Below are 13,048 nucleotides of genomic sequence, written 5' to 3'. Positions count from 1 at the left end.
GGCGCGGAGGCGGCCGAAGTCGCGCTGCTGGGCAGTCCGGATTTGGGAGGGAACAACCGATGAGCTTGTGGCAAACGGCGATCGAGGACGCGCTGGCGAAGACGAAGCGTAATATCGAGAGGTTCGGAGAGCGGTTTCCGCACGTCAGCACGGACGGAGGCAAGTCGTACGTGCTGACGAACAACGACGACTGGACGGACGGGTTCTGGTCGGGCATGCTGTGGCTGTGCTACGAGTACAGCGGGGACGAAGCTTACCGCGAGGCCGCCGTCCGCACGGTGGCCAGCTTCCGGGAGCGGCTGGAGGCTAACCGGGTGCTCGATCACCACGACATCGGCTTCCTGTATTCGCCTTCCGCGAAAGCGCAATGGATCATCGAGCGCGACGAGGAGGCGAGGCGGCTCGCGTTAAGGGCGGCCGACAAGCTGATGGCCAGGTGGCGCGAGCAGGGGCAGTACATTCAGGCTTGGGGGCCGGCCGGCGACCCGGTGAACGGCGGGCGCATCATTATCGACTGCCTGATGAATTTGCCTCTCCTGCACTGGGCGTACGAACAGACCGGAGAGGAACGGTATCGGCGGACCGCCGTCCTTCATGCCGACAAGAGCCGCCGCTATCTCGTGCGCGGGGACGACTCCTCCTATCATACGTTCCACTTCAAGCCGGAGAACGGCGAGCCGGTCGGCGGCGATACGGCGCAGGGCTATACGAACGGATCGACCTGGACGCGCGGGCAGGCTTGGGGAGTATACGGCTTCGCCTTGTCTTACCGTTACACGCGGGACGCGAAATATCTCGAGACGTCCAAGCGGCTGGCGCGTTTCTTCCTGAGCCATCTGCCGGAAGACCATGTCGCCTATTGGGACTTTGACGTTCCGGTCGACGACGCGACTTATCGCGACAGCTCGGCTTCCGCGATCGTGTCGGCAGGCTTGCTGGAGCTGCTCGACCTGATCGAGCGGGATGACCCCGATCGGGCGCATTTCGAGGAAGGCGTGCGGCGGACGATGGAATCGCTCGTGCGCAATTACGCGACGATCGATAAGCCCGACGTGGACGGCCTGATCTCCAGAGGTTCGTATCACGTACGAGGCAACTCTTCTCCGGACGACTTCGTCGTGTGGGGAGACTACTTCTACCTGGAAGCTTTGGTCCGTTTGGAAAAAGGGATCAAGGGCTACTGGGAGGAATCCGATAGAGGCTAGTTGGAAGGCACCGATCAAGAAGCGCCCGCGATTGCAGATCGCAGAGGGCGCTTCTTGGCGTCTGCGCGCACCCTTCTGTTCGCGTTGACAAAGAATAGGCTCAAGCCTATGATCGGTAGAGTATCGAAGCAAGCATTATAAGCAAGAGAGAAGGAAAGCAACATGTCTCAGATGAAAACAAACCGGACGGTCGTAACGATCGGGCTGCTGTCCGCGCTGTTCATCGGTGCGTTGGACTCGACGGTCGTGACGACGGCGACGACAAGCATTGTCAAAGATTTGCAAGGGCTGAGCCTGATCGGCTGGATTTTTTCCATCTATACGTTAACGACTTGCGTCACGACCCCGATCTTCGGCAAGCTGGCCGACCTGTTCGGGAGAAAATTGATTTTCACGATCGGATTGTCGCTGTTCCTGATCGGCTCCATTCTATGCGGAGCGGCCGAGACGATGACCCAGTTGATCTGGTACAGGGCGATTCAAGGGATCGGAGCGGGCGCGCTGACCCCGGTTATTTTCACGATTATCGGCGATATGTATACCGGCGAGCAGCGGGGCAAGGTGCAGGGCGTATTGTCCTCGATGTGGTCGATCGCGGGCTTGATCGGTCCGTTCGTGGGCGGCTATTTCGTCGATACGATCTCGTGGCGCTGGATTTTCTATATGAACATTCCGATCAGCATCGTCTCCTTTGTCCTCGTTCTTGGTTTCTTGAACGAGAAATTCGACAAAGTCGCCAAGAGCAGAATCGACTACTGGGGCGCGTTGACGTTTACGATCAGCGTCTCGTCCTTGCTGCTCGCGCTGCTGACGGGAGGCGAGACGTACGCGTGGAATTCGCCGACCATCATCGGTCTCTTTACGGTGTCGTTCGTATTTCTGGCCGTCTTCCTGTTCGTCGAATCCGAGGCCAAGGAGCCGATGCTGCCTCTGTCGCTGTTCCGCGAGCGGCGGCTTACGATTCCGTACGTGCTCGGCTTTTTCGGATTTTGCATCGTCGCCGGGGTGACGATCTACATTCCGCTGTGGATTCAGAACGTCATGGGGCTCAGCGCCACGACATCGGGATTGATGCTGATGCCGATGTCGCTCGCCTGGCCGATCGCTTCGAATCTGTCGGGCAGGTACATGTTCCGCTTCGGGGCGGGCAGATTCATGCTGCTTGGAACGATTCTCGTTGCAGTCGGAGCTTTGTGGCTGTACACGCTGCACGAGGGTTCCTCATACTGGCACGTGATCGGGCTGCTCGTACTGGTAGGCTTCGGCATGGGCTGCATCAGCACGCCGGCGATCGTGACGATTCAAAATTCCGCCGCCGCCAACATGCGCGGAGTCGCGACCTCGACGAACTCCTTCATGGGGACGCTCGGGCAGACGGTGGCGGTGGCCGTATTCGGCATGCTGTTCAACCGGGTCGTGACCGAGGACGTCCCGTCGCAAATGGCGGCCGGCATGCACGCGATCTTCATTCTGCTGCTGGCCATCGCGCTGGTCAAAATCTTCATCGCCGGTTTGCTGCCCAGAGCCGGCAAAGTGGAACAAGCGAAGGCGGCTTGACGCATTCGCATCCTAAAGAAAAAGCCTTCAGACACGCAAGGGGTCAGTCCCCCGAGTGTTTGAAGGCTTTTTCTATGTGTATGCAGCGGTGACTTTAGAGCGAGGTCGCGTCAAGAAACTCGCGCTCATAAATCGAATGAAGCCTTTCCAAAACGTTCTGCGCTTGATCCGCGAATTTCAGGTCCGCAATCCGATCTTTCAGCAAAAACACGCCGGTCTCGTTACGGTGCTTCCCGAGAGCGCCTTCGTACAGTCGATTAGCCCCGTGGGTAGGAGGAGCGAAAAACAGTCTCATAAGCAAGCCAACCGCTAGAGGGAGTCCGGATTTTTTCCCCGATCTCAGCGTATTGTTACCGCCCGGGTCTACGCTGCGGATCTTGATGCCGGCCTTGGCAAGCTGCGGCGCGATGGCCCGAGTCCATAACGAAAGCGCCAGCTTGGAGGCGGCGTAAGGGCCAAGCAGCTTCCGGAAGGTTTTGGGTCGCTCCAAAATTTCCAGATTAAACTCTTTCGTATAGGCAAGTGCGGAGGACGAGGTGTTGATCACCGTTTTCAAGAGGCCGTTGTTCAAGAGCTCCATCAATTCCATCACAATGATATAGGGAACGACCGTCTGCAGTTCGTAATGCTTCTCGCGCCCTTGTTTCGAATAGCTCAATTGGGAGAAGCTCCCGCCGGCGTTGTTAAACAGAACATCGATCCGCCGCTCCTTGCTTTTGATTTCTTCCAAAGACCGTCTCAAGCTGGCATAATCGGCAAGATCCTCGGTTTTATACACGCGAAGTTGCCCGCTCTCGACCGCTTCCCGGATCTTCGTATCGTCCGCCGGAAAGTCCGAGCGGTTCAAAACAACTACCTGCCAGCCCTCCGCCAGCAATTTCCGGCTTAACTCCAGCCCGATGCCGTGGTTTGCGCCCGTAATCAATGCAATATTTTCGCTTTGGTTCGCGTTCATCGTACGTCTCCTCCTGTATGGGGCAGGCTATTTCCCGCCGGATAGCGTACATTCTAGATGTTGGAGTCGGCTCCAAGTCAAGGCGCGTAAACCAAATTTAATATCCCGAAAATAACAAGGTTGACTTGGAGTCAGCTCCAAGTTGTATAATGCACCCAAAAGCGATATCCGGGAGGGAACGGAATGAAGGCAGGGCAGACGTTTACGATCAAGCAAACCGCCGCGCAAACCGGAATTTCCGAGGACACGATCCGTTATTACGAGAAGATCGCGCTGCTGCCCCGGGCGAACCGGAAGGACAACGGGCACCGCGTCTACCGGGAGGAGGACGTCAATACGATCCGGCTGATCTCCTGCCTGAAGAAAACGGGGATGCCGCTGGAGGAAATGCGGCCGTTCCTGGCGGTTTCCGTTGACGCGGATCCTGCGGAATACCCGGAGCTGGCAGAGCGCTTGAGGAGCCACCGGGAAACGATCGTCAGCCAGATCGCCTCGCTGCAGCAGGTCGTCGATTTTATCGACATGAAGCTGAAGGAAGGGAAATACCGAGGGGACTGCTCGAATGAAAGCAAGGACGGAGCTTTAAGGAAGGAAGCTGTCTCGCCCGTTGAGCTGAGTTATTTTTCCGTGTCGGCCAAAGTCGGCAAGCCGGTCCGGCGCTGATCAGAAGCGGACAGAAGGGGCATGCGCGTTCTCCGGGTTGCCGGATAACGCTGCATGCCCCTCTGTGTTGTTGAGACGCCTTGGCTTGCGAAAAGTCAATCGCCGCCGAACAAGTCGCGGAACACGGCGCTGCGGTTTTCGAGAAACCTTCGGGTCAACTGGTAATGCAGCGTGTCCTCGTACGCGATCTCGGCGATCGGAGCTTCGTCGAACGAATAGATGCGCGCGTCCGGAAAGCCGAGCAGAATCGGAGAGTGCGTCGCGATGATGAATTGGGCGCTCGACCGCATCCCGTGGAGGATGGACAGCAGATTAAGCTGGCGCGCGGGCGACAAGGCCGCCTCGGGCTCGTCCAGCAGGTAGATCGCCTGCTTGCCGAAGCGGCTGCGGAACAGGCTCAGGAACGATTCGCCGTGCGATTGCTCGTGCAGCGACCTCCCTCCGTAAGAAGCGTAGATCTCGTCGCGATACCGGGGCTGCTCTCTGGCTTCCCGATCCAGATGGCTGGCGAAGTCGAAGAACGACTCCGCGCGCAGGAAGAAGCCGTTGCGCACCTTCGGCAGCCAGGAAAGGCGGATATAGGGGCCGAAAGCCGCCTCGCTGTTTTCCAGCTCGTAAATCTGGTTAACGCCTCCGCCTCCCGTGTGGAAGCCGCACTGCCAAGCGATCGCTTCGAGCAGCGTGGACTTGCCGGAGCCGTTCTCCCCGACGAAGAACGTCACGGGAGCTTCGAAGCGCAGCCTGTCGGTTTTGCGCAGGGCGGGAACGGAGAACGGATAACCGCCGCGGGACGGGAAGCGGTCTTGCAATATTGTCACTTCTTTCAGGTACATAGACGTACGGTCTCCTTGCAGAATAAGGCTTTTTACTTATTTTAACGATTCTAATCGCCCGAAGTTGCGAATCTATATAAGTTGCGACCTTTTTTCCCCATTGTGAGAGGGAAACCCCAGTTCAATCGGGAGGTAATCAAAGATGACTATAACGATGCGAGGGATCCCATGAATCAGTTGACCGAGTCCTACGTGGACAGTCTCGCCCTCAACGCCGCCGCCATTAAGAACGGCAAGGATCTGGCGGTGCTGGCGGACAGGATCAAGGCTGAACGAAAGGGATAACGCGTAAGGGAAGGACCGCATCCGGCCCCCAAGCATGCGACTTGAAGCTCGAAGGCAACTGCGCCTTCGGGCTTTACGTTTGCGTCTCGCGAAGCGTGGACGTCACGTATAAGTAAGGCGTGCGAGTCGTCGTGTAGGTGCCTTCGAGCGATTTCTCGCTTAGCAGTCCCGTCTTGACGAGCGCGGATATTTTCGCCGCATCGGCTTTGAAAAACGCTCTCCACAGCTCGGGATCGGGCAAGGCGGCGGCCAACTGCTGGTCGTTGTAGTGTCTTTTTTCCTGGTAGACGATCTTGAGGGTGTAGTCGCCGAAGGCGAATTCCGCGTCCTGCGAGATTTCGTTCGTGATCTCCCTGCGAAGCTGTTCGAGTTCGTCTTCCGTCTGCTTGATCTGGGCTTTCAGCTGGCAGTACCGGGTTAGCTTGTCGACGTTCATTCGATAACCTCCATCTCTTTCGATATTCCATAGATATGAGAGAATGAAAGAACTTATGTAAGCCGGCTGCCGATGTGGAAGATGAGGTTATTTTTGCTATAATGAAGGCGTTAGGGGGGAATCGATTGAAATCCATTACGGTGAAACAATTGCAGGAGAAGTTCAAGCTGGAGATTCTGGCCGGAGAAGACAGTCTGGATCGCGTCATCACGCGTTCGAGAGCCCATCGGCCGGGGCTTGAGTTCGTCGGCTATTTCGATTTCTTCCCGATGAACCGGGTGCAGGTACTCGGCCGGAAGGAAATCAATTACTTGCATAAGCAGACCGAGGAAGAACGGAAGCTGCACATCGGCAACGTCGTGAAATATCATCCTCCTTGCTTTATCGTAACCGCGAACCAAGAAGGTCTGAAGTATTTGATGATTTACTGCCAGCAGGAAGGCATTCCGCTGCTTCGGACGCCGGATGCGACGACGGAATTTCTCGGCAAGCTGGACGCCTACTTAACGCAAGCGCTGGCTCAGGAGATCGCCATTCACGGCGTATGCGTTAACGTGTCGGGCATCGGCATTTTGCTGCGGGGAAAATCCGGCATAGGCAAGAGCGAGACGGCCCACACGCTCATCCGCAGAGGGCATCGGCTCGTCGCCGACGACATCGTCGTGCTGAAGAAGCTGAGCCCGAAGACGATTCTCGGCACGCATAACGAGACGACGCGGGAATTTCTCGCGCTGCGCAGCATCGGGTTGATCAACGTCGTTCGTCTGTACGGCAGAAAGGCGTTCCAGGACGAGACGCGCATCGTTCTGGACATCGAGCTGTGCCCGTGGAAGGACCAAGCGCTGAACAACGAGCTGGAGATGGAGCAGAAGTACACCGACTATCTCGGCGTGCAAATCCCCCACCTGGAAATCCAGCTTCAGCCGGGCAGGGACGTCGCCGGCATGATCGAAGCGGCGGCCAACAGCTGGTATTTGAAGCAGCAGGGCTACAGCGCGATGGAGGAATTCATGAAGCGAATCGAAGGGGAGATGAAATGATCCGGCATCTTGCGCGATTCGCGGCGCCGGCGCTGTTGGCCGTCTTCCTGCTGCTCGCATCCGCGTGCAGCTCGGCGACCGAGACGGCACCCGGCTCGACGGCTTCCGGGACGCCGATCGCTTCCGAAGCTCCCGTCGTGGACGAGGTTCCTTCCCCGAGTCCCGGACAATCTCCTTACCCGGAACCGGCTGAGCCCGCCAAAGGTTTCCTATGGAAAGTAGAAGGCGGCGCCCATCCCGGCTATTTGGTCGGAACGATCCATATCGCCAACAAGGGGATGTACCCGCTCGATCCGCAGCTGGAGCAGGCATTGGACGAAGCGGACTTCGTTGCGCTGGAGCTGGATTTGACGAGAGCCGACCAGAAGCGGACGCTCGAGCTCGTGAACGAGAGAGCGCTTCTGCCGGAGGGGACGACGCTTAAGGATGTCGTGGACGAGAAAGACTACGAACGATTCCAGTCGATTCTGAAAAAGTCGCTGCTGGCCTCTGCCGCTCCGATGCTCGATCAATACGAGCCCTGGTACGCGGCGATGATGCTGGAGAGCCTCCCGGCCATGCGGTTCATGCTGACCGATGGGATCGACTTGCATTTTGCGAAGCAAGCCCATAAGGAAGGAAAAGGGGTCATCGAACTGGAGTCGTTGGAATCCCAGCTCGACTTGTTCGACGGGCTTTCCGAGGAGCTGCAAAAGCACTATTTCCATCAGACGGTGAGCAATAGCGGCAAAGCAATGGAAGGGATGCAGCAGTTGATCGACATGTGGCGGGCCGGGGAGATAGACGCGTTAGAAGCCGTCCACGAACAATTCGAACAGGAAGGACGCGAATCGATGGGCGAGCTGTTCGACGAGTATAATGAAGCATTGCTGCTCAAGCGGAATGTCGAGATGACGGACAAGATCGACGACTATCTCCAGCATGGGGATAACGGCACCTATCTCATCGCTGTCGGCTCCCTGCACATGGTCGGGGAAGGCGGCCTGGTATCGCTTCTGGAACAGAAGGGCTACGAGGTCGAGTTTGTTCAATAGGCGTTCAAGGCAGACATAAGAGCCGGATCGGGCAACCGATCCGGCTCTTCAACTTGTATTAGGCGGTTGTTTCACAGTATGGTTTCACACCAGGAACCACGCGGATTATTTCCTCTTCTCAATGTAAGCGAGCAACGTTACGAGAAACATGCCGAATGCGAAGAGCGCCGAGATCGTTTGGGATAAATCCATCATACAGCCTCCCCCTTCCGAAAGAGCTGTCCGCCGCCTACAAGTTGTAATTCTAACTTATAATTATATGGTTATATGTGGAAGTGCACTTGGAACTACTGGAGCTTTTTTCCTGGAACTATTGTTTCTACATCATTTGCCGGCAAGCCGTTGCGTCGGCAAGCCGACCTCCTCCAGGAACCGTCGGAATTCGTCGAAATTCATCTGCTGGGCGGCGTCGGACAAGGCGGTAGCCGGATCCGGGTGCACTTCCACCATCACTCCGTCGGCTCCCGCGGCGAGAGCGGCCCGGGCGCATGGCCCCATAATGTCTTTGCGGCCGGTCGAATGGGTTACGTCGACGAGCACCGGAAGATGGCTCTCAAGCTTCAGGATCGGCACGGCCGAGATGTCGAGCGTGTTGCGCGTGGCTTTCTCATAAGTGCGAATGCCCCGCTCGATCAGCATCACTTGCGTATTTCCTCTTGATACGATATATTCCGCCGAGTGCAGAAATTCGTCGATCGTCGCGGCGAGCCCGCGTTTAAGCAGAATAGGCGTCCTCACGTCGCCGGCGGCTTTGAGCAGTTCGAAATTTTGCATGTTTCTGGCGCCGATCTGAATGACGTCGATATATTCGCAAGCCAGTTCGACGTGCGCGGGATCGACGATCTCGCTGATCGTTCTCAACCCGAATTCGTCCGCAACCTCTTTCAGGATTTTCAAGCCTTCGACGCCAAGTCCCTGGAAGTCGTAAGGAGACGTCCTCGGCTTGAACGCGCCTCCGCGCATGACCGAGATTCCCGAAGCTTTCAGCACGGCAGCCGTCTTGCGGACCTGCTCGTAGCTCTCCACGGAGCAAGGGCCGGCGACCAGAATCGGCTTGCCGCCGCCGACCGCGATGTCTCCGACGGATACGACCGTATCTTCCTTATGTCTCTTGCGACTGACAAGCAGATGCTTGACATGATCCGACTGCTGCAGCTTAAGCGAGGCCTGGAACATCTGCTTGAACAGATGGCGGATCGTCTCGTTATCGAAGGGCCCCTTGTTCAAGGCGGCCAGCTCGTCGAGCATTTTTTTCTCCCGAACGGGGTCGTACTTGGGTACGCCCTGCTTTTCTTTTTCTTGTCCGATCTGCTGCGCGATGCGGCCTCGTTCCGATAGAAGCTCCAAAAGCTGCTGATTCACGGAGTCGAGCTGTCCGCGAAGCTCCTCCAATTTAGCGTTGCTCATGATCAATCTCTCCTTATATAGGTCGTAGGTTCGCGTATAACAAAAAAAAGACCTCTCCTCCGCAAGGGACGAGAAGTCGTGGTACCACCCTCATTAGAAATGCATCTCGCCGCTCCGGATACGGCCTCGGATTCATTTCTCACTCTAACCTTTAACGCAGGGATACGGGTTGCCCTACCGCGAATCCTCGTAGGATACGCTATCAGGAACCGGCTCGGGAGTGAACTTCGGCGGATTCTTCGCTCGGGCGCTCTCAGTCGGTGGCGCTCCGTCCCTGGCAGCAAAGGCTGTTCGCTTACTCTCTCCGTCGTTGCCGTTAGGCAGCTTATTCAAGTGTTAGGTGCATTCTACCGCAAAGCTTTCAGCCCCGCAAGGCTGCGGGTTAACGCGCGTTTGCATCATTGCGGTAAAGTTCTGCGGCGGCGGAGGTATTAGCATTGTGGATTTCAATCCGTACCACAAGCAGGGTGAAAAGTTAAGAAGGTTCATTTGCTTTTATTTATTCCGAAGGATGTTTCCCTTTACCTCGCCGATATTGATTGTGCCGTTACCTGACTGCGTAATGGATGCATCTTTCGCCACATGGTTAATATCCAGACTGCCGTCTCCCACAAGTATCTTGGCTGAGCCACCTACCTGGTCGACTGTAATATGTCCATTGATATTGTTGATGGATACATCCGTACCGATATCGCGTACCGTGATGTCGCCGTCTCGATTATCGATTTCAAGCGAGCCGGACAGGTTTACCACTTGGATATTACCATTAACGTTGTCAATCTTGGCACTAGACGATAGATCTGAAATGTGGACATTGCCGTCACGATGTGACGTTATATCCAGCATAAGCTCCTTCGGAACTTTGATTTCCAGATCGACTGCCCCCGATCCCGTAGCAAGGAACTGCCCTTTAAACCATGCATCTAAATAGGCTGTATCACCCTGGGCTTCCAACTTTATCCTCAATTTGTCCATGCTGACCCCGTTGGCTTTGACCAGAGCAACGACTTCGATCTTATCCGAATCGGAGGTTCCGGTAATCTGAATGTCCCCATTCCGATGGTCAATGATAAGTTTAGTCAGATCGTTCACCGGCAAATCCAGCTTCTTCGTCGCCGTCTCCTCACTCGCTCCGCAGGCCGCAATCAACAGCAATATTGCGAAGAGTACGGTGCTCCTTATTCTTTTCATTAGGTTCATCCTTTATCTTCCGTTATAGGTTTCTTTATCAGATCACATCACGCTTTACGAAAATAGGGTATGATATCAAATGCATGACCGCGAGATGGAGCCCTACAAACACAAGGGAATATCCTAATGTTACCCCACCAACAGAAGGATTCCCGTATAGGAACGGCGTTAGGTCAGTATGAGAGAAGACGAAGTATTTCGTCCAGGCCCAGCCGTTCATCGCAATCGCGATAATGAACCCAGTCAGCGATACGAGCAGGGAGATCACGATAGAGAATGTCGTACTCCGGAAGGCAGCAGAAATCATGAAAGCTAATGTAATTGCGATTAGCAGAAATGGAATATTGAGCACGTATCCTGACAGTAAAGCCTGCAGTATCGGAATTTTTCCTACGACTTGACCCTTTACATAGAAATAGTTGTCCACTAACCCATCGAAACCGAATATGAAGCCTCCAAGAAGGATAGACCCTAGTATGCCGACTGCAGATAATAGCAGACCGAACAGGATGGCAGCGATGTACTTGGACAAATAAATTTGGGTGCGGCTCGCCGATCGCGTCAACAGCAGCTTAATTGTACCGGATACGAATTCGGCGGCAACGATCTCGCCGGCAATAATGACGGAGATGAGAGAAACCGCAAATATGATGTTTTGTACCTGGCTCACCGCAAAACTCCATGCATTGGTGCTAGGCGGAATGTTTTGATCCAAATAGTATTGATTCAGTACAAGGTGTTTCTCGGCCTGCTTGATTTCAATCTTCAACGCATCCGGCTTAGCAGCTTCTTTCCGAAACTGCATGTTCTCTTGTTCGAGCTGTGCCCTCCAGTTATCGCTTGCAGTGCTGGTATCGGCTGTTTTCAAATTCACGATTTGGAGCAGCACGTATATCAGGACGATAGCAATCATCACCCACGTACGCTTCCGTTTATAAATCTTCATATTTTCATTTCGAATGAATGGAATCAATGTTCTTCTCCTCCCGTTATCTCCATGAACTTGTCTTCCAGTGTCTTCTTGACCAGGTGAACACCGTACACGTTAATTCCAGCTGCCATAAGCTTCCTGCTAATCTCCGGAATGTTCGCCTTGGCGATTTGAACTTGTATGTGCCGTTGATCGGTCGTGATTTCATCGCCGGACATGATCGATTGCAGGATCTGTACCGCTAAATCCGGTCGGTCGATCTCGAATCGGACTTGCGTTCGTTCATCGTCTGCCATATCCGATATCTTGTGAATGCCAACAAGCTTTCCTTTTTGTAATATGGCGACGCGCTCGCACATCATCTCCATTTCGGACATGAGGTGACTGGAAATCATAATTCCCACTCCTTCTTTTTGTGCCAAATGCTTCAAGTGGCCTCTCAGTTCGCGGATCCCGGCCGGATCGAGTCCGTTGGTCGGTTCATCCAGTACAAGCAGGGAAGGCTTATGGACGAGAACCACGGCGAGGCCTAAGCGCTGCCGCATGCCTAGGGAGTAAGTGGCTACTTTGTCGTTGATGCTATGCTCCAATCCAACGAGAGCTATGACTTCCCGGATTCTTGCTTCTGTCACTCCTGGCGTCATTCGTGAGAAGTGAACCAAATTGTCATAGCCGGATAGATATTTGTACAAATCGGGATTTTCCACAATCACGCCAACATGCTTCATGGCTTGTTCGAAGTGTACATGAGCATCCGTACCAGCAATCAGCACTTGGCCTCCTGATTTAGACATAAGGCCGACGATCATCCGAATCGTCGTCGTTTTTCCTGCTCCGTTAGGACCTAGCAATCCAAGTATCTCTCCCTTTTCCATATCCAGTGTTACCTGATCGACAATGGTCTTGTTTCTTATTTTTTTTGTGAGATCACGAATTTGCAGCAGCGACAATGCAACCACTCCTTTTTTTAGCAATTTGAATAAGATATAATTTTCCGTATTCTTACGGATTCATCTCAGCCATCCTCACCCTAACAGAACAGTTGTCATAAAGCCGAGTGACAAGAAGTCATGACCTGGATATGACAAGGAATCTCGGGCGTGGTCGGGCCAGTTGTCGTTCATTTCACTAAGAGTGAATGGAGTTGCATTATATGCGTGTTCTTATCACGAATCGGTGGTCATGGCAGGATTGGACTATGCTTGCCATTCGCATCCTATGGGTTGTCGCCGTTATTATATTGATGTATCTGGACCAACCTGCTTTTCCTTTTTGGACGGTGTTTGCTCCTCTTTTACTGTGCAATCTTGTCCCTTTTTTATTGGTGAAGGGGCACTACTATCGATATCTCACTGCAGAGTGCTTGTTTGCTGGTGGAGTAACCTTATTTCTTGCATACGATCTTGGCTTAATAACTCAACTTTCGCAGAGCACAAATCATCTTGAGAGCATGTCGTTGTAGTCTTTCAAGGTGATCAGGTATTGGGCTTGTAAATAGAAAAACACCGCTT

At 54.3% G+C, this 13,048-nt stretch carries 13 protein-coding genes; 5 read left to right on the top strand and 8 right to left on the bottom strand.

Annotation, left to right across the window (positions count from 1 at the left end):
• The first annotated feature begins 59 nt into the window (after window positions 1–59).
• Together ACESLM_RS05200 and ACESLM_RS05195 are read left to right on the top strand one after the other, a co-directional pair.
• A complete protein-coding gene (locus ACESLM_RS05200) occupies window positions 60–1,205 on the top strand; it encodes a glycoside hydrolase family 88 protein (RefSeq protein WP_372630338.1) in 1,146 nt (381 codons plus the stop codon).
• A 162-nt stretch (window positions 1,206–1,367) separates the two neighbouring features.
• Window positions 1,368–2,762, top strand: a complete 1,395-nt coding sequence (locus ACESLM_RS05195; RefSeq protein WP_372630336.1) for an MDR family MFS transporter — start codon at window positions 1,368–1,370, stop codon at window positions 2,760–2,762.
• Window positions 2,763–2,856: 94 nt separating this feature from the next.
• Here the strand turns inward: ACESLM_RS05195 and ACESLM_RS05190 are convergent, their stop codons facing one another.
• Window positions 2,857–3,717: an SDR family NAD(P)-dependent oxidoreductase gene (locus ACESLM_RS05190; RefSeq protein ID WP_372630335.1), complete on the bottom strand. Its 861-nt coding sequence runs from the start codon at window positions 3,715–3,717 to the stop codon at window positions 2,857–2,859.
• 183 nt (window positions 3,718–3,900) lie between these two features.
• Here ACESLM_RS05190 and ACESLM_RS05185 point away from each other — a divergent pair, with 183 nt between their 5' ends.
• Window positions 3,901–4,380, top strand: coding sequence for a MerR family transcriptional regulator (locus tag ACESLM_RS05185; RefSeq protein ID WP_372630333.1), 480 nt, complete (start codon window positions 3,901–3,903; stop codon window positions 4,378–4,380).
• A gap of 95 nt (window positions 4,381–4,475) precedes the next feature.
• Here the strand turns inward: ACESLM_RS05185 and ACESLM_RS05180 are convergent, their stop codons facing one another.
• Together ACESLM_RS05180 and ACESLM_RS05175 are read right to left on the bottom strand one after the other, a co-directional pair.
• Window positions 4,476–5,213, bottom strand: a complete 738-nt coding sequence (locus tag ACESLM_RS05180) for an AAA family ATPase (RefSeq protein ID WP_372630331.1) — start codon at window positions 5,211–5,213, stop codon at window positions 4,476–4,478.
• Between the two features lie 358 nt (window positions 5,214–5,571).
• Entirely contained in the window at window positions 5,572–5,934 is a 363-nt protein-coding gene (locus ACESLM_RS05175; RefSeq protein ID WP_372630329.1) for a hypothetical protein, read from the bottom strand.
• Window positions 5,935–6,059: 125 nt separating this feature from the next.
• Here ACESLM_RS05175 and hprK point away from each other — a divergent pair, with 125 nt between their 5' ends.
• Both hprK and ACESLM_RS05165 read left to right on the top strand, forming a co-directional pair.
• Window positions 6,060–6,974 (top strand): HPr(Ser) kinase/phosphatase, encoded by a 915-nt coding sequence (gene hprK, locus ACESLM_RS05170; protein ID WP_372630327.1) that lies wholly within the window; start codon window positions 6,060–6,062, stop codon window positions 6,972–6,974.
• Window positions 6,971–8,008, top strand: coding sequence for a TraB/GumN family protein (locus ACESLM_RS05165; RefSeq protein ID WP_372630325.1), 1,038 nt, complete (start codon window positions 6,971–6,973; stop codon window positions 8,006–8,008). Before hprK ends, ACESLM_RS05165 begins: the two co-directional genes overlap by 4 nt.
• A 105-nt stretch (window positions 8,009–8,113) precedes the next feature.
• Here the strand turns inward: ACESLM_RS05165 and ACESLM_RS05160 are convergent, their stop codons facing one another.
• From ACESLM_RS05160 to ACESLM_RS05140, 5 genes are all read right to left on the bottom strand, one after another.
• The gene (locus tag ACESLM_RS05160; RefSeq protein ID WP_372630323.1) at window positions 8,114–8,203 is read right to left on the bottom strand and encodes a putative holin-like toxin; all 90 of its coding nucleotides are present in this window, start codon (window positions 8,201–8,203) and stop codon (window positions 8,114–8,116) included.
• A 129-nt stretch (window positions 8,204–8,332) separates the two neighbouring features.
• Window positions 8,333–9,415, bottom strand: a complete 1,083-nt coding sequence (locus ACESLM_RS05155; protein WP_372630321.1) for a bifunctional 3-deoxy-7-phosphoheptulonate synthase/chorismate mutase — start codon at window positions 9,413–9,415, stop codon at window positions 8,333–8,335.
• 495 nt (window positions 9,416–9,910) lie between these two features.
• Window positions 9,911–10,606: a DUF4097 family beta strand repeat-containing protein gene (locus tag ACESLM_RS05150; protein ID WP_372630319.1), complete on the bottom strand. Its 696-nt coding sequence runs from the start codon at window positions 10,604–10,606 to the stop codon at window positions 9,911–9,913.
• Window positions 10,607–10,643: 37 nt separating this feature from the next.
• Window positions 10,644–11,579 carry an ABC transporter permease gene (locus ACESLM_RS05145; protein ID WP_372630317.1) on the bottom strand — a complete coding sequence of 312 codons (936 nt, stop codon included), beginning with the start codon at window positions 11,577–11,579 and terminating at the stop codon, window positions 10,644–10,646.
• Window positions 11,576–12,487 carry an ABC transporter ATP-binding protein gene (locus tag ACESLM_RS05140; protein WP_372630315.1) on the bottom strand — a complete coding sequence of 304 codons (912 nt, stop codon included), beginning with the start codon at window positions 12,485–12,487 and terminating at the stop codon, window positions 11,576–11,578. Before ACESLM_RS05140 ends, ACESLM_RS05145 begins: the two co-directional genes overlap by 4 nt.
• Between the last annotated feature and the right edge of the window lie 561 nt (window positions 12,488–13,048).

This window comes from Cohnella sp. (assembly GCF_041641335.1).
GTDB lineage: Bacteria > Bacillota > Bacilli > Paenibacillales > Paenibacillaceae > Cohnella.
Note: the sequence above shows the minus strand (reverse complement) of the source record. Positions and strands in the feature narration are given on the sequence as shown.